Source organism: Sterolibacterium denitrificans (assembly GCF_900174485.1).
GTDB lineage: Bacteria > Pseudomonadota > Gammaproteobacteria > Burkholderiales > Rhodocyclaceae > Sterolibacterium > Sterolibacterium denitrificans.
Map to the genome: position 1 here is coordinate 538,712 of NZ_LT837803.1, position 15,805 is coordinate 554,516.

Annotated in this window: 12 protein-coding genes; 4 read left to right on the forward strand and 8 right to left on the reverse strand. The window is 65.8% G+C overall.

What is annotated here, in order from left to right; genetic code table 11:
- Positions 1-430: 430 nt before the first annotated feature.
- Positions 431-2,227, reverse strand: a complete 1,797-nt coding sequence (msbA, locus tag SDENCHOL_RS02405) for a lipid A export permease/ATP-binding protein MsbA (RefSeq protein WP_172954975.1) — start codon at positions 2,225-2,227, stop codon at positions 431-433.
- A 196-nt stretch (positions 2,228-2,423) separates the two neighbouring features.
- On the opposite strand from msbA, the gene SDENCHOL_RS02410 reads away from it, so the two are divergent.
- Positions 2,424-4,109 carry an FAD-binding protein gene (locus SDENCHOL_RS02410; protein WP_154715887.1) on the forward strand — a complete coding sequence of 562 codons (1,686 nt, stop codon included), beginning with the start codon at positions 2,424-2,426 and terminating at the stop codon, positions 4,107-4,109.
- A 51-nt stretch (positions 4,110-4,160) separates the two neighbouring features.
- On the opposite strand, the gene SDENCHOL_RS02415 is transcribed toward SDENCHOL_RS02410, so the two are convergent.
- A complete protein-coding gene (locus SDENCHOL_RS02415; RefSeq protein ID WP_154715888.1) occupies positions 4,161-5,234 on the reverse strand; it encodes a tellurite resistance/C4-dicarboxylate transporter family protein in 1,074 nt (357 codons plus the stop codon).
- A gap of 197 nt (positions 5,235-5,431) precedes the next feature.
- Here SDENCHOL_RS02415 and SDENCHOL_RS02420 point away from each other — a divergent pair, with 197 nt between their 5' ends.
- Together SDENCHOL_RS02420 and SDENCHOL_RS02425 are read left to right on the forward strand one after the other, a co-directional pair.
- Complete coding sequence (locus SDENCHOL_RS02420) at positions 5,432-5,689, forward strand: hypothetical protein (protein ID WP_154715889.1); 258 nt, start codon at positions 5,432-5,434, stop codon at positions 5,687-5,689.
- A 277-nt stretch (positions 5,690-5,966) separates the two neighbouring features.
- A complete protein-coding gene (locus tag SDENCHOL_RS02425) occupies positions 5,967-6,854 on the forward strand; it encodes a universal stress protein (RefSeq protein ID WP_154715890.1) in 888 nt (295 codons plus the stop codon).
- Between the two features lie 21 nt (positions 6,855-6,875).
- Here SDENCHOL_RS02425 and mnhG read toward each other — a convergent pair whose 3' ends face one another.
- From mnhG to SDENCHOL_RS02455, 6 genes are all read right to left on the reverse strand, one after another.
- Complete coding sequence (gene mnhG, locus SDENCHOL_RS02430; RefSeq protein WP_154715891.1) at positions 6,876-7,202, reverse strand: monovalent cation/H(+) antiporter subunit G; 327 nt, start codon at positions 7,200-7,202, stop codon at positions 6,876-6,878.
- A gap of 73 nt (positions 7,203-7,275) precedes the next feature.
- A complete protein-coding gene (locus SDENCHOL_RS02435) occupies positions 7,276-7,557 on the reverse strand; it encodes a K+/H+ antiporter subunit F (protein ID WP_154715892.1) in 282 nt (93 codons plus the stop codon).
- Positions 7,554-8,042 (reverse strand): Na+/H+ antiporter subunit E, encoded by a 489-nt coding sequence (locus tag SDENCHOL_RS02440; RefSeq protein WP_154715893.1) that lies wholly within the window; start codon positions 8,040-8,042, stop codon positions 7,554-7,556. The genes SDENCHOL_RS02435 and SDENCHOL_RS02440 overlap by 4 nt, the downstream gene beginning before the upstream one ends.
- On the reverse strand, positions 8,039-9,682 hold the full coding sequence (locus SDENCHOL_RS02445; protein WP_154715894.1) for a monovalent cation/H+ antiporter subunit D: 1,644 nt from the start codon (positions 9,680-9,682) through the stop codon (positions 8,039-8,041). Before SDENCHOL_RS02445 ends, SDENCHOL_RS02440 begins: the two co-directional genes overlap by 4 nt.
- Positions 9,679-10,032: a Na+/H+ antiporter subunit C gene (locus tag SDENCHOL_RS02450; protein ID WP_154715895.1), complete on the reverse strand. Its 354-nt coding sequence runs from the start codon at positions 10,030-10,032 to the stop codon at positions 9,679-9,681. The genes SDENCHOL_RS02445 and SDENCHOL_RS02450 overlap by 4 nt, the downstream gene beginning before the upstream one ends.
- Positions 10,032-12,914 (reverse strand): monovalent cation/H+ antiporter subunit A, encoded by a 2,883-nt coding sequence (locus tag SDENCHOL_RS02455; protein WP_154715896.1) that lies wholly within the window; start codon positions 12,912-12,914, stop codon positions 10,032-10,034. The genes SDENCHOL_RS02450 and SDENCHOL_RS02455 overlap by 1 nt, the downstream gene beginning before the upstream one ends.
- A gap of 507 nt (positions 12,915-13,421) precedes the next feature.
- Here SDENCHOL_RS02455 and SDENCHOL_RS02460 point away from each other — a divergent pair.
- On the forward strand, positions 13,422-15,752 hold the full coding sequence (locus SDENCHOL_RS02460) for a hypothetical protein (RefSeq protein ID WP_154715897.1): 2,331 nt from the start codon (positions 13,422-13,424) through the stop codon (positions 15,750-15,752).
- Positions 15,753-15,805 lie beyond the last annotated feature (53 nt).

A 15,805-nucleotide genomic window follows, 5' to 3' on the forward strand; every position in this document is an offset into this window, starting at 1 on the left:
ATGTATCAAGCGTGCAACCCTGCATCAGCTTCCCCGGCGCTACGCACCACGCTCTGTCCGTTGAGTTACGACGCTTTTCAATTCCCCTCTGCGCCGCCGAACGGAGCTGGCCTCGGACGGGGATGTCCTGCTTTGCTGTTCGAGCGCAGCGAGTTTGCAAAGCAGGCCGGCCGAGGACTGCGCAGTGAGGGCAGCCCGGCTTCGCCGGGCCGGCAAAGCGGCAGGAGCCCGAAGGGCGGAGCCACCCGTAGAGGTGGGGCGCGTTCTTTGGTTACTTTTTGCCGCGCGGCAAAAAGTAACTCGCCCGCCGGGGCGAGTCCCGGCTTCAACGCGCCGTCAGAAAACAACCCGCCAACCCCAAATCACCCACCAAGACGAAATCCCGGCATCATCACACCGCCGAAGAAAACCATCCAGTCCACCGCCAGACTCACCCCTCGACGCAATCACCACCCTCAGCAGCCCTCTCGAACTGCAAACTGTGCAGATGACTGTAGAGTCCGCCTCGCGCCAGCAGCTCGCCGTGGCGCCCCTGTTCGACGATGCGTCCGCGATCCATCACCACGATGCGGTCGGCATGTTCGATGGTGGATAGGCGGTGGGCGATGACCAGGGTAGTGCGGCCCTGGATGAGGTTTTCCAGCGCGGCCTGGATCTGGCGTTCGGATTCGCTGTCCAGCGCCGAGGTGGCTTCGTCGAGGATCAGGATGGGCGCGTTCTTGAGAAAAGCGCGGGCGATGGCGATGCGCTGGCGCTGGCCGCCGGAGAGCTTGACGCCGTTTTCGCCGACGATCGTCTGCAAACCCTGCGGCATCTGGCTGATGAATTCCCAGGCGTTCGCCGCCCGCGCGGCGGCGATGATTTCCTCTTCGGAGGCGGTTGCCGCATCGCCATAGGCGATGTTGGCCGCCACCGTGTCGTTGAACAGCACCACCTCCTGGCTGACCAGGGAGATGGCTGCGCGCAGGCTGGTCAGGGTCATTTCCTGCACGTCGAGGCCGTCGATCAGGATGCGTCCGTCGGTGACGTTGTAGAAGCGCGGCAGGAGCGCGGCCAGCGTGGTCTTGCCGCTGCCCGAAGGGCCGACCAGGGCCACGGTCTGGCCGGCGGGGATGTCGAGGTCGATGTCTTGCAGTGCGGCGCGCGGTGCGCCTTCGTAGCTGAAGCCGACCCGCTCGAAGCGCAGCGCATGGCTGCGGCCGGCCGGCAACTGGCGGGGGCCCTCATCGGCTTCGGGAAGCTGATCGAGCAGGGCAAAGACGTTTTCCGCCGAGGTCAGGCCGCGCTGCAGCGGCGCGTTCATTTCGGTCAGGCGCTTGACCGGCGCCAGCAGCATCAGCATGGCGGTCATGAAGGCGACGAAGCCGCCGACGGTGATGTTGTTTTCCATGGAATGCAGCAGGGCGACATAGATGATCACCGCCAGCGCCGTGGCCGAGGCCACCTGGGTCAGCGGCGAAGTGGCCGAGGCGGCCATGGCTTCGCGCATCGCGGCAACGCGGAATTCGTTGCTGACTTCCTCGAAGCGGGCGGCTTCATAACGCTGTCCGCCGAAGACCTTGACCACCTTATGGGCGCCGAGGGTTTCTTCCAGGATATGCGAAATCTGCGCCATGGCGTTGTAGCCGCGCCGCGTCGCCTTGCGCAGGCGCTTGCCGAAACGGCGCACCACGGCGACGATCAACGGGCCGACGGAAAGCGCGATCAGGGTCAGTTGCCAGTTGTAGTAGAGCATGTAGCCGAGCAGGCCGGCGACGGTCAGCGTATCGCGCACCATGGAGGTCAGCACGGTGGTGGCGGCGCTGGTGAAATCGGTGACGCCATAGGTGACGCGCGAAATCAGCACGCCGGAGGATTGATCATCGTAATAGCGCGTCGGCAGACTCAGCAGCCGCGCGAACATCTGCCGGCGCAGATCCATGATCAGGCGGTTGGTCACCCAGGCCATGGCATAGGACGAGGAATAGGTGAGGATGCCGCGCACGATGAAAATACCGATCAGCGCCAGCGGAATCAGATACAGATCGCTTTTCGCATCGGGCATGAAACCTTTGTCGAGCAGGGGTTTCATCAGCGCCGGGAACAGCGGCTCGGTGAGGGCGGTGAGGGCCATGCCGAGCAGCGCCAGACCGAAGGCGCGGCGATAGGGGCGGACATAGCCGAGCAGGCGCAGATAAAGCGCGCGATTGCCGAGGGGCGAAGGAGGAATGACGACGGGAGCGGTCATGGGCGGGCGGCGGAATGCCGCGTCAGGCGTGCGGATAGACTGGGCCGGGCATTATGCCACGCGGCCGTTAGTCCGTTCAGACGATGAGCCTGCTGCGGCTTGGTGCAACGATTCGCCGGTTTACCGAGCGTGGCCATGCCGCTTTGGCGCATGCCGACTACTTTACCGGCTATCACCAAGAACAACGAGGAGTGACATGAGCATCGAAACCAACACATATGACGTCATCGTCGTCGGCTCCGGCGCCGGCGCCATGCTTGCCGCAGCGCGCGCCCACGATCTCGGCCTGTCGGTGCTGGTGGTGGAAAAAAGCGACAAGTACGGCGGTACCTCGGCGGTTTCCGGCGGCGCGGTGTGGATTCCCAACAACAGCCAGATGCAGATCAAGGACAGCTTCGATGAAGCGCTGACCTACCTCAAGGCCGCGACCCAGGGGCTGGTGGCCGAGGACCGGCTGCTGGCCTACCTGGAAAGCGCGCCGCAGATGGTCGAGTACATCAACGCCAACATGACGCTGCAGTACTTCCCCTGCCATCGCTACCCGGATTATTACCAGCATCTGCCGGGCGCCAAACCGGGCGGGCGCACCATGGAACCCATGCTGTTCGATGCGGCCCTGCTCGGCGATGAGTTCGCCAACCTGCGCATGGCGTACACCGGCACCCTGCTGATGGGCAAGGCCAGCATGACCGCCACCGAAGCCCACGTGATGCTGGCAAAAGAACCCGGCTGGATGTTGCAGGTCATCAAGAGCCTGGGCCGCTATTACCTCGATCTGCCCTGGCGTCTGAAGAGCAGGCACGACCGCAAGCGCGGCCTGGGCAATGCCATGGCCGCCGGCCTGCGCCATGCCCTGCTGGAGCGCAAGGTGCCGTTGTGGCTGAACACGCCTTTCGAATCGCTGATCACCGAGGGCGCCGAAAACAAACGCGTCACCGGCATCGTCGTCAAGCGCAACGGCCAGACGCTCCAGCTCACCGCCCGGCGCGGCGTGGTGCTCGGCGCCGGCGGCTTCGAGCGCAATCAGCAGATGCGCGAGCAGTACCTGCCCAAGCCGACCAATGCCGCCTGGAGCGCGACGCCGCCGCACAACACTGGCGACACCATTCGCGCCGCGATGGACATCGGCGCCAGGGCCGAGCTGATGGACTGGGCCTGGTGGGTGCCGTCGATCCACGTGCCCGGCGAAGCCGCCCAGACCGGCCTGTTCGCCGAGCGCAACCTGCCCGGCTGCATCGTGGTGAATGGCAAGGGCCAGCGTTTCATCAATGAGGCTTCGCCCTATCTCGAATTCGGCGCGGCAATGTATGAAAACCACGCCAGGAGCGGTTCGGCCGTGCCAGCCTGGCTGATCTTCGATGGCAAATTCCGCTACAACTACCCAATGGGGCCGCTGATGCCCGGCCAGATCCAGCCGGATCGCAAAGCCTGGCTGGGCAAGGTGTACTGGAGGGACGACACGCTGGAAGGTCTGGCCAAACAGATCGGCGTCGATGCCGCCGGCCTGAAGCAAAGCGTCGAACTCAACAACCAGTATGCGCAGGACGGCAAGGACAGGGAGTTCGACAAGGGCGGCAACGTCTTCGATCGCTATTACGGCGACTACAACGTCAAGCCCAACCCCTGCCTGGCGCCGATCGGCAAGCCGCCCTACTACGCCATGCGCGTCGATGCCGGCGACATCGGCACCAAGGGCGGCCTGCTCACCGACAAGGACGCGCGCGTGCTGGATGAATCGGATCGGCCGATCGAAGGCTTGTACTGCATCGGCAACAACTCGGCTTCGGTGATGGGCAAGGCCTATCCGGGCGCCGGCGGCACGCTCGGTCCGGCGATGACCTTCGGCTTCCGCGCGGCCAACCATATCGCCGCGAGCAAGTGAGGCGCAGCGCTCGGGGGCGCCGTCCCTGAGCGGGTTTTGCAGTTCACCGTTTCATGTTCCGGCGCTGCAGCGCAAGCCCGTTACGTCCATGATCCGCCGCAGCAGACCCATGAATGCCAGGCTCCAGGCGGCCAGGGCGATATAGAAGAAGATGCCGGGCAGGGGTTCGAGAAATGGGAAATCCATGGCGCGAATCATTTGTTCGGTACTGACCGCATACATGCCCAGTGGGAAGACGGCGCCCCAGTAGAGCGGGTCGTAAGTGAGCGGAAAGCGCCGCGCGATGTAGCGCCAGCAACCCAGGATCAGCAGCATCGGGATCCACCAGCTGCCGGTCGCCCAGTAGAACACGGTGAAGCCCTTGATGAAGGGCAGCAGCGAAGTCAGGAAGGGCGCATCCGGTGCGTTGATGATCAGCAGCGAGCCGGCCAGGGTGGAAATCGCCATGGCGCCCATGTTGATCCAGTAGGGTGGCGCCAGGTCGCCCGGCGAGAAGGCAAAGAACGTATAGCGGTAGAAGATCAGCGACATCATCCAGATGTAGAGCATGCCGCCCCACAGCCACATCGACAGGGCGAGGAAGTTGATTTCCAGGCGCCAGGGCTGGTCGGCGTGGCTGGCGATCAGCGCGCCCAGCACGGCGATCGACTGCGTTGCCACCACTGCCAGCAGCCAGGCGCCGCTGATGCCGTGGGCCAGGTCGGGCTTGTTCTGCTTGATGGTGAAGCCGGCAAAAATCGTGTAGGTCAGCCCCAGCCAGAGCAGGATCGCCAGCCCCCACAGCCAGCCGGCGCTGCGGTAATCCCCCAGCAGCAGGATGAACTGGCAGCCGAGGATGCTGGTGGCGGCCACGCTGGTGAAAAACCCCGGGCCGCGCAGATGATCGATCATGTCGCCGAAGAAGCGTTGCGGATAGCGCAGGGCGCGCCAGCCGGTCATCAGCCAGAGCGTGCCGTAGGCCAGCAGGTTGAGTCCGAACAGCAGCCGGGCCAGGGTGTCGAAAGCCAGTAGCTGGGCGGCCAGCGAGACGATGCCGGTGGCCATCACCAGGCCGAAGTAGGCCGGCGAGAGTTCGCACAGTACCGCCGAAAAATGGCCGCGCAGGGCGGTCGCTTGCTCGGACATGGCAGTCTCCAATCGATTGACTCTGCAAAGGGCAGTTTAGGGCATGTTCCGGGCTGGATACACGTACGATGCACGCCTGTGAAATACGCCACGATGTGATTTACTTCACCGGCTTTAGCCTCTTCCTCCCGTTAAAGTTTCCGCTTTTCCAGTCGTATAAACAGCCATTGCCGGCAGGGAAACCAAGGGAGAATGTCATGCAGCACCTGGCTCTGGCGTTTCATCGAGCAAATGCGAGCGCAACCACCGCGCGTACTGCCGAGCGTCGCAACCTGATTCCGCAATTGCGCGAGCTGGCGAATCAACTGGCCGCCACGATTCGCGAGGGCAGCCCGGCCCAGGCGCGTCGCCTGGCGCATCAGTACATCCTGCCGCCGATTGCCTGGGGCTTTCTGGCCTCCTGCCTGCAACAGCAGAATATTTCCGCCGAGGTCATCGTCGGCGTGTTGTCCTGAGTCGTTCCGCGCATCGATGCCTGATGCTTGATGCCTGATCCGGCAGCGGCCGGGTTTTCCGCCGATTCCGTCTCCTTGCCTTCGTCCCGTGTGCGGGCCGGTGCCATGGCTCGCTTGCGTCGGCGCATTGCCGCCGTTTTGCAAGTCCGCCAATGGCAGGTATGCTTGCGCCGGAACGGCAGCGGCGGCAGGACGTGGCGTGTCTGCCGGTCGGTCGGGCAAGGAGTCGGTGTATGTGGCGCATGCATTGCGACAGGACGGAAAAGAGAGGGCGGCAATGAAAGTCGAACGCATCGTGGCGGCAACGGATTTTTCGCGTTCGGCAGAGGCAGCGGTTCATAGGGCTGCCCTGTTGGCCAAGGCGGCCGGCGCCCGTCTGGATGTGCTGCATGCCATCAACCTGTCGCCGCTGACCGGCGCCTGGCGCAATCTCATCGACGGCGACGGTTTCAGCGAGAGCCGTTTGCGCGAAAGTGCCGGCGCCCGCATGGCGCAGTTTGTCGAGGATCTGGCCCGGCGTACCGGCGTGATGCCGCAGACGCATATCCTGTCCGGCAAACCGGCGCAGGCCGTTGCCAACTGGGCCAAGGAGGCTGCAGCCGATCTGGTGGTCGTCGGTGCGCATGGCGAGCATCTATTGCTCGATCTGTTCATCGGCTCCACCGCACTCAAGCTGCTGCGCCTGGCAAACCAGCCGGTGCTGCTGGCCAAGCAGACGCCGCTGTTCGCTTACGAACGCATCCTCATCGCCACGGATTTCTCGCCAGCCTCGCGCGCGGCGGCCAATCTGGCGGCCAGTCTGCTGGGGGATGCCGAGCTGTACGTCTTTCACGTCTATGAAGTGCCGTTCGAGCGTGAACTGTATTACGCCGGCAGCGATGACGATGCGGTCGATTATTACCGGCGCATCGGACAGAACGAGGCGCGCCGGCAAATGGATGAGTTCATTCTGACGCTGGACGAGCCCGAGCGCTTCATCGGCCGCGTTCGTCATGGTTATGCGCCGGTGCTGGTGAACCAGTATGCCGCCGAGATCAAGGCGGATCTGCTGGTGCTGGGTTCGAACCGCCAGTCGGAACTGGCGGCCACGCTGTTCGGCAGCGTTGCGGCGCATCTGGTGAATGAATCGCGCGGCGATTTGCTGCTGGTGCCTTCAGCGGTCTGAGCGACGGAATTCGACGGAATTTCAGGACTTCTTCCGTTCCTGCCGCTCGCGCAATATCGCCGCCTGCATCAGCATGATCGCGGTGACCGGCGCGGTCAGCAGGATGAACAGGGTGATCAGCAGTTCATGGATCACCAGGCGCTGCGCCAGGGCCGAGGAAACGAGCATCGAGGCAATGATGATGCAGCCCGCGCCCAGGGTGCTGCCCATCGTCGGCGCATGAATCCGGGCAAAAAAGGACTGCAGGCGCAGCAGTCCGAGCGCGCCGACGAGCGTCAGCAGGCCGCCGCAGATCAGCAGCAGGGCGGCGGGCAGCGCGGCCCAGAGTGGAACGTCCGCCACGTTCATGGGTTCTCTTCCTTCCGACCCGTTTCAAGGAGGTGACGGGTGTTCGCCGCTGCGCGGTGCCGCGTCATGGGTTTCATGGTTCGATCACCTCGCCGCGCAGCAGGAACTTCGCCATCGCCGTGGAGCCGACGAAGCCGAACAGCGCGATCAGCAGGGCGATGTCGAAATAAACGGCGGAACCGAAGCCGATGCCGAGCATCAGGATGGTCAGCATGCCGTTGATGTAGAGCGTGTCGAGCGCCAGGATGCGGTCCTGGGCGGCGGGGCCGCGCAGCAGCCGGATCAGGGCGCAGAGGATGGCCAGCGCGAAGCAGGCCAGCGCGAAGTTCACGGCGAAAGGCAGGATGGCGTTCATTCGAAGATCTCCATCAATGGGCGTTCGTAGCGATGCTTGATCGTGCGGATCCAGGCCGCCTCGTCCTGCAGGTCGAGGACGTGCAGCGTGAGCATGCCGCTCGCCGGGTCGTAGCCGGACCAGACCGTGCCCGGCGTGCTGGTGATGATGATGGCAAGCATCGCCAGGCCGTGCGGATCGCGCAGGTCGAGCGGGATGTCCAGAAAGCCGATGGTCGGCTGGCGCTGCGCGGCGCCGAGCACGATGCGCCCGACGCCGATGTTGGAGCGCACGATGTCGAGGAGCACGTGCCAGATCAGGCCGATGGCGACGTGCAGACGGCGCGGCCAGGCCGACAGCGGGCGCAGGCGGGTGACTGCGGCGCTGACCAGCACGGCCAGGATGATGCCGAGCAGGAGGTTGGCGAAATCGAGACTGTCATTGAGCAGCAGCCACACGATCGTCAGCACGACCGGCAGGAGCGGCACCAGGAGCGGACGCTTCATCGCATGTCTCCTGCGGCCGCGCCCGGCAGCACTTCGCCGACATAGAGCGACACATCGTGCAGCGCGCGCGCGGCCGTCTCGAAGTAGGCCATGGCCGGGCCGGCGCCGAAGGCCAGCGCCAGGCACAGCAGCACCAGCCCGCCCACCGGGGCGGCTTCCAGCCATTGCAGGCGCGGCGTCGGACGCTGGCTGTCCCAGAAGACGCGAACTCCCAGGCGCGACAGGGCGATCAAACCGGCCAGTCCCGACAGCAGCAGGGCCGCGAAGAACAAACCCGTGTGCAGCGCCGAGGCCGCGGGCAGGGCGGCGACGGCAGCCTTGAGCAGCGCGAACTTGGCGACGAAGCCGGACAGCGGCGGCAGGCCGGAGAGCACCGCGGCGCAGGAGAAGAAGGCCAGCCCGAGGAAGGCCATCGCCGCCGGGATGGGGGTGCCGGCCTCTTCGCCCAGCGCGTCGGGATGTTCCGATTCGTGCCGGTCCTGCAGGCCGAAGGCCTCGGAGCTGATGGCCAGGAAATCGGCGGTGGCCGCACGGTTGCGCTCGGCCAGTTCGATCAGCATGAAGAAGGCGCCGCTGCCGAGCACCGAACTGGCGAGATAGTAGAGCGCCGGGCCGGTCAGGGTGGTGCCGGTGAAGCCGAAGGCCGCCAGCAGGGTGCCGGAAGAGACGATGACCAGGAAGCCGGCCAGGCGGTCGAGTTTCTGCGCGGCGAGCACGCCCAGGGTACCTGTGGCGATGGTGGCCAGTCCGCAGTAGAACAGCCAGTCGCCTTTGAAGGGCGCCGGGGCGACGTCCTGGCCGAACAGGATGGAAAAGCGCAGCAGCGCATACACGCCGACCTTGGTGAGGATCGCGAAAATGCCGCCCACCGGCGCCGTGGCTGTGGCATAGGTGGCGGGCAGCCAGAAGTTGAGCGGCCAGGCGCCGGCCTTGACGAGGAAGACGATGCCGAGCAGCAGCGCGCCCAGCTCGAACAGCGCGCGCGACTCGGCGTCGAGCCGCGGGACGACGAGCGCCAGCTCGGCCATGTTGAGAGTGCCGGAGACGCCGTAGATCAGCGCGGCGGCGACCAGGAACACCAGCGAGGCGACGAGGTTGACCGCGATGTAGTGCAGGCCCGCCTTCACGCGCGGCGCGCCCGAGCCGTGCAGCGCCAGCCCGTAGGAGGCCGCCAGCAGCACCTCGAAGAAGACGAACAGGTTGAACAGGTCGCCGGCGAGGAAGGCGCCGTTCAGCCCCATCAGCAGGAACTGGAACAGCGGCAGGAAGTGGCTGCCGGCGCGTTCCCAGCGCGCCAGCGCATACACCAGCGCGGCCAGCCCCAGGGTGGCGGTGAGGGTCAGCATGATGGCCGCCAGGCGATCCACCACCAGCACGATGCCGAAGGGCGCGGCCCAGTTGCCGAGCGCGTAGACGCTGATGCCACTGATGCTGACGCCGCTCCCGTCTGCGCCGCTCCAGGGCATGGCGAGCCGGCCGTCGGCGATGGCCAGCAGGGCGAGCGCGACGGCCAGTTGCGCCAGCGTGGCGGCCAGAGCGAACAGGGCGCGCCGGCCGTGGCGCGTTTCGCTGGAGAACAAGAGCAGCGCGCCCGTCAAGAGCGGCAGCAGGATCGGCAGGATGGGCAGGTGCTGCATCATTCCCGCTCCGGCTCGCGGCCGTCCACGTGGTCGGTGCCGGAAAGCCCGCGCGCGGCGAGCAGGACGACGAGGAACAGGGCGGTGACCGCGAAGCCGATGACGATGGCGGTCAGCACCAGCGCCTGCGGCACCGGATCGGCGTAGAGGGCCGGGTTGGCGGCCGCGCCGCGCGTCGCGTCGATCACCGGCGTTGCGCCGACGCGCAGGCGGCCCATGCCGAAGATGAACAGGTTGACCGCGTAGGAGAGCAGCGACAGGCCCATGATGACCTGGAAGGTGCGCGGGCGCAGCAGCAGATAGATGCCGGAAGCGGCCATGAGCCCGATGGCAAGGGAAAAGACGATTTCCATCAGCGTATTTGTGTTTCTTCGCCCGAAGTTTTGTATTGGAGGTTGCGCAGCGACTGGTGGGCGATGGCCACCAGCATCAGCACCGTCGCGCCGACCACCAGCATATAGACGCCCAGGTCGAACAGCAGCACGCTCGACAGGTGCAGCTCGCCGAGCCAGGGCAGTTCGCCATGCCAGGCATAGCTGGTGAGGAAAGGCGTAGCGGCAAACATGGCGCCGAGGCCGGCCACGGCGGCAGCCAGCAGGCCGCTGGCAATCCAGTAGAGCGGACGGATGCGCAGGTGCGATTCCACCCACAGGGTGCCGCCGACCAGGTATTGCAGGATCACCGCCGTCGCCAGCACCAGGCCGCCGACGAAGCCGCCGCCCGGCGCGTTGTGGCCGCGCAGCAGGAAGAACAGCGACACCAGCATGGCCAGCGGCAGCAACAGCCGCACCAGCACGGCGGGCAGCATCATGACGCCGCTGGGCAAGAGGGCGGCCGCGTCGTGGGGCGGGTTGCCGCCGTCCTGCTCGCGCTGCTGGCGCGGCAGGGGCACGCTCTCCGGCGCCGGGCGGAAGCGGCGCAGCAGCGCATACACGGTGAGGGCGACGATGCCCAGCACGGTGATCTCGCCGAAGGTGTCGAAGCCGCGGAAGTCCACCAGGATGACGTTGACCACGTTGAGGCCGCCGCCCTGCGGCAGGGACTGCTGGACGAAGAAGGGCGCGATGCCCTCCACCGCCGGCCGGGTCAGCACGGCGTAGGCGAGCGCGGCGATGCCCAGTCCGCAGCCGCCGGCCAGCAGGCCGTCGCGCAGCCGGTGCAGGCGCGCCGCCGCGCTGCCGCCGGTCCCGGCGATCCGCTCGTCGCGGCGCGGCAGCCAGCGCAGGCCGAGCAGAATCAGCACGGTGGTGACGACCTCGACCGTGAGCTGGGTCAGCGCCAGGTCGGGGGCCGAGAACCAGACGAAAGTCAGGCTGGTGGCCAGGCCCGCGCCACCGGCGAAGACGACGGCGGCGAAGCGGTGGTACGTGGCTTGCCAGGCCACGGCCAGAGCGCAGGTACCGCCGACCACCCAGAGCAGCGCGAAGGCGGGATCGAGCGGCAGCAGCGCTTGCCCGCCCCGGCCGACGCCGGCGCGCAGCGCCAGCGCGAGGGCGCCGCCGAGGGCCACGGCGAAGATCAGCAGCAGTTGCACCTGGAGACGGTTCGAGGACAGCCGCCGCAGCGTCCGCTCGGCGCCGTTCGTCGCCGTCTTCAGCAGCCAGTCGAAGATGTTGCGGCCGTCGATGGCCGCGAGCAGCGGCACTTCCATCGCGTGCCGGCGCAGCGCGACGAAGTAGAGCAGCGCACCGCCGCCGAGGGCTACCAGGCTCATGATGAGGGGCGTATTCAGGCCATGCCAGACCGCCAGGTCGTAGGCCAGCGCGTCGGCGCCGAGGATCGCGTCGGTGGCCGTGTGCAGATAGGGGCCGATGACCTGCGCGGGGAAAATGCCGACCAGCACGCAGGCGGTGACCAGCAGCGCGCTCGGCAGCAGCATCCAGCGGGTCGGCTCGTGCGGGGCATGGGGCAGATCCTCTGCCTGCGGGCCGAAGAAAACCTGGTGGATGAAACGCAGCGAATAGGCCACGCTGAACACGCCGGCCAGCGTGGCCGCCAGCGGCAGGCCGATGCGCTGCCAGTCGGGTCGGTCGAGGAAGACGGTCTCGGCGAAGAACATCTCCTTGGACAGGAAGCCGTTCAACAGCGGCACGCCGGCCATGGCCGCCGCCGCCACCACGGCCAGCGCGGCGGTGATCGGCATGGCGCGGGAGAGGCCGGAAAGGCGGCCAATATCGCGCGTCCCGGTCTCGTGATCCACGATGCCGGCGGCCATGAACAGCGAGGCCTTGAAGGTGGCGTGGTTGACGATGTGGAACACCGCGGCGACCAGCGCCAGATGGCTGTTCATGCCGAGCAGCAGGGTGATCAGGCCGAGATGGCTGATGGTGGAGTAGGCCAGCACGCCCTTCATGTCCTGCTGGAACATCGCCAGGTAGCCGGCGAGCACCAGCGAGCACAGCCCGGCGCCGCCGATGATCCAGAACCAGGCGTCGGTGCCGGCCAGCACCGGCCACAGCCGCGCCAGCAGGAATACGCCGGCCTTCACCATGGTCGCCGAGTGCAGGTAGGCCGATACCGGCGTGGGCGCGGCCATGGCGTGGGGCAGCCAGAAGTGGAAAGGAAACTGCGCGCTCTTGGTCAGCGCGCCCAGCGCGATCAGTACCAGCACGGCCGGATACCAGGGGTGTGCCCGGACTTGCTCGCCGGCGGCCAGCACGGTATCGAGGTCGTAGCCGCCGGCGATGTGGCCGAGCAGCAGCACGCCGCCGAACAGGGCGAGGCCGCCGGTGCCGGTGACGATGAGCGCCATGCGCGCGCCGCGTCGCGCCTCGCCGCGGTGGTGCCAGTAGGCGATGAGCATGAAGGAGGTCAGGCTGGTCATCTCCCAGAACATCACCATCTGGATCAGGTGGCCGGAGAGCACGACGCCGAGCATGGCGCCCATGAAGGCGAGGAAGAAGGAGAAGAAGCGCGGCACCGGATCGTCCGGCGACATGTAGTAGCGCGCATACACCACCACCAGCAGCCCCATGCCGCTGACCAGCAGGGCGAACAGCCAGGCGTAGCCGTCCATGCGCAGGCTTATGTCGAGGCCGAGCACCGGCGCCCAGGGCAGGTCGAAGCGCAGCACGCCTGCGGCGCTTACTTGCGGATACAGGTCGATGATGACGAGCGTGATCGCCAGCGCCACGGCGCCGGCCAGCCAGGCCTCGGCATTGCGTGCGTTTGCCGGCAGGAATGCCGCGCACAGGCTGCCGAGAAAAGGCAGGGAAAGAATCAGGAGAAGCTCCATGCCGGGCATTCTATTCCAGCGATGTCCTCCATATTGCCGTCGGCGGCTGGATCATGCCCGTTCATGGCGCGTGGCAAGCGCCTTGCCGGCATGCCGGAGCCAGCCATGTTTCAACGCCGTGCTCCGCCGGGCCTCATCCTTGCCGTCGGGATCAGCGCAGGCAATCCTGTGGCGTGTAGCGTGTAGCACGCACCAACTTCACGTATGATCAACGAATTACAACAAAATAATTGTGCTATACAATAGACTTTCAAGGGGCGGATGCACACTCTCCGGGCCTGGCGCGACGCTGCTGCGGGTACCTGTGTCCGGTTCTGGTTTTCTGTTTTTGGTGTTTTTGGTTGATTACGACCACCTTCGCGCCCGCACTCATTGTTCGTCACTTGCCACTCGTTAATTCGAGCCAACCTTTCGAATCAATATACCAATATGCGACAGGTACTCCATCAGGCACATAGACTTCCGTCCCGCTACCGTCTCAAGCTGCTCAGCGGGGTGTTCACGCTGATGGCACCGTTGTTCGCAACGGCACTCGAAATCGGGACGCCGCATGGCACGCCGGTGCTCGGCAATTCGCTGCACCTGGAATTTCCCATCGGTCTGTCCGGCAGCAGCGCGCTGCCCGCCAGCAACTGCTTTTACCTGGCACCGCGTCCCGATGATGTCGATGGCGATTTTTTCCTCAAGGACATGCGTTTCACCCTTGAGAAGCGCGGGGTCGGCACCGTGCTGGTCGTAAAGTCCTCGCGCGGCATATCCAGCCCGGTCATCGGTTTTCGTGTGCAGGTCGGCTGCGATGTCGGCGTTTCTCGGGACTTCATGTTCTTCTCGTCGCAGCACGAGATCGTCGCGCCGGCAAAGCCGGCGGCGGTTGTCCAGGCAGCGGCGGCGGTCGTGCCGGCATCGGCATCCGCGGCGGCGGCATCGGCGTCTGCATCCGGCATGGCGGAAATGACGGTTGCGCGCAACACTCGCCTCAACTGGCTGGCTCGCGGGCTGTATCCATCGAGCCGGCCGCTGCGTGACGAATATCGGCGCCTGATGAAGGCAGCCAATCCCGAGCTGTTTGGCCATGCCACCGATCGCGTAGGTTCGGTACACATTCCGGCGGGTACGGTACTGAGAATTCCGCCCAACTTGCCGAAGAAGGACGCGCCAGCCAAACCCGGCGCGGTTCCGCCGCCGGCACCATCGGCACCACCGACACCATTGGCGGCACCGGCAGCCGTGCCGCAGGCCAGCGCCAGCCGCAGCGATGCCGCGCGAGTCGAAACGGCGCCGCAACGCGCCACGCAGAAAACGGATCGGCTGGTCATAGGCAGCGGCCAGGGGCGGGTGCCCTCCCTGTCGGGACAAAACCTCAGGCAGACCCTCGAACGCCTGGAGCAGATGATGACCGAAAAGAGCGAGAGCGATATCGCCATGTCGGAAACGCTGACTTCGCTGGCAGCGAGCTTCGGTGAGGTGAAAACCTATCTGCAGGGTGTCGACGAACGCATCAAGCGCGCCGAGGCCGGGCAACTGCAGGCCCAGACGGAAATCCAGAGCTTGCGTGAGGAGTTGCACAGTTCCTTCAGCCTGGTCGAATTGCTGCTGGCCGTCGTCGGCGGCAGTATCGTCGGCGCGGGACTGATCGCGTTGTTTCAGCGGCGCCGTATTCTGGCTCCGGCTTCGCCTCGGCCGGATGTGTTTCCTCCTCCCGCGCCTCCCGCACCGCCTGCGTCCCCCACGCCTTCGAGCGGCAGGTCGGCAACGGTAAAAACAACCGGCCCGGCAGCAGCGTTGCGCGACGCCACCGAGCGCGTGGATCGTACGGATCGTGCAGAGCGTGCCGAACCCGCCAGTGGACGAGGCAAGGCCGCCCAAACCCGGCAGGAAGCGCCGGCAGCCTCGAAAGCATCGACTGCCGCGGCCGCCAGCGCCGCGCTACCCGATCGCTTCGCCGCACTCAAAAAGACCGATGCGGCATTCCCGGCCGGAAGTGAACGCGACAATCTGGACAACTCGGACAATCCATTCAATTTGTCCACGCCGTCCATCATTACGCCGGCGCCCCAAGCCTCTGCAGGCAAGGCGGCGGAGATGGAATCCGGCCTTGAGTTGCCGGCATCATCGGAAACTTCGGTTGTAGAAGCCTCAGCGCCCGTGACAAGAGAGCCCCTGGAATTCCGGATGGATGCTGAGCCTGACGACGCAGCCAAGGCCACCGGCGATGCCGAGCCGGAGCCGGCACGCAGTTTCGCCGATCCGGTGCTCGAACTCGCCGATGTCATGACCTCGCTGGGCTTGGCCAAGGAGGCTGCGGCTGCGGTCATCGAGCACATCCGCCAGCACCCGGATCAGGATCCGTCTCACTGGTTCAAGGTACTGGAGATCTATCGCAACACCGGCAACCGCGAAGCCTTTGACGCGGCGACGCAGGAATTGCGCCAGAAGCTGAATGTGGCGGTCGATGACTGGGCGAGCGATTCGGGCAAGCAGGAAAAGACCAGCCTGGAGCACTACCCGCATCTTGCGCAGAACCTGCAGGCGTTGTGGCCCCGGCCCGAATGCGAAGAGTTCCTGACGAAACTGCTGGAAGACAATCGTGATGGCAAGCGCCTGGGTTTCCCGCAGGCAGTGGCGGCGGAGATCGTGCTGCTGCGGGCCATGCTGCGCAACTCGCTGCAGATCGACTTTCCCCCGATCGGCAACGTGGCGAATGAGGATGCCGCGGAGAATGCGGCGCCCGTGGAGACGTCCAGGGACAATTCGGACAACACGGACAACACCGGCGGGTTGACGCTTGCCGATCCGGTGGAAGGCACCGCGCCGCGCGAAATTCGCCTGCTGCCGTAGCCGGACGGAAGAAATGAGCGACGTGCCTGCGACCCTTGGCTGTATTGCAGGAT

Bases quoted from the DNA above. Each gene is read 5' to 3' on its own strand.
- msbA (WP_172954975.1), bottom strand. From the start codon at position 2,227: ATGACCGCTCCCGTCGTCATTCCTCCTTCGCCCCTCGGCAATCGCGCG.
- SDENCHOL_RS02410 (WP_154715887.1), top strand. From the start codon at position 2,424: ATGAGCATCGAAACCAACACATATGACGTCATCGTCGTCGGCTCCGGC.
- SDENCHOL_RS02415 (WP_154715888.1), bottom strand. From the start codon at position 5,234: ATGTCCGAGCAAGCGACCGCCCTGCGCGGCCATTTTTCGGCGGTACTG.
- SDENCHOL_RS02420 (WP_154715889.1), top strand. From the start codon at position 5,432: ATGCAGCACCTGGCTCTGGCGTTTCATCGAGCAAATGCGAGCGCAACC.
- SDENCHOL_RS02425 (WP_154715890.1), top strand. From the start codon at position 5,967: ATGAAAGTCGAACGCATCGTGGCGGCAACGGATTTTTCGCGTTCGGCA.
- mnhG (WP_154715891.1), bottom strand. From the start codon at position 7,202: ATGAACGTGGCGGACGTTCCACTCTGGGCCGCGCTGCCCGCCGCCCTG.
- SDENCHOL_RS02435 (WP_154715892.1), bottom strand. From the start codon at position 7,557: ATGAACGCCATCCTGCCTTTCGCCGTGAACTTCGCGCTGGCCTGCTTC.
- SDENCHOL_RS02440 (WP_154715893.1), bottom strand. From the start codon at position 8,042: ATGAAGCGTCCGCTCCTGGTGCCGCTCCTGCCGGTCGTGCTGACGATC.
- SDENCHOL_RS02445 (WP_154715894.1), bottom strand. From the start codon at position 9,682: ATGATGCAGCACCTGCCCATCCTGCCGATCCTGCTGCCGCTCTTGACG.
- SDENCHOL_RS02450 (WP_154715895.1), bottom strand. From the start codon at position 10,032: ATGGAAATCGTCTTTTCCCTTGCCATCGGGCTCATGGCCGCTTCCGGC.
- SDENCHOL_RS02455 (WP_154715896.1), bottom strand. From the start codon at position 12,914: ATGGAGCTTCTCCTGATTCTTTCCCTGCCTTTTCTCGGCAGCCTGTGC.
- SDENCHOL_RS02460 (WP_154715897.1), top strand. From the start codon at position 13,422: ATGGCACCGTTGTTCGCAACGGCACTCGAAATCGGGACGCCGCATGGC.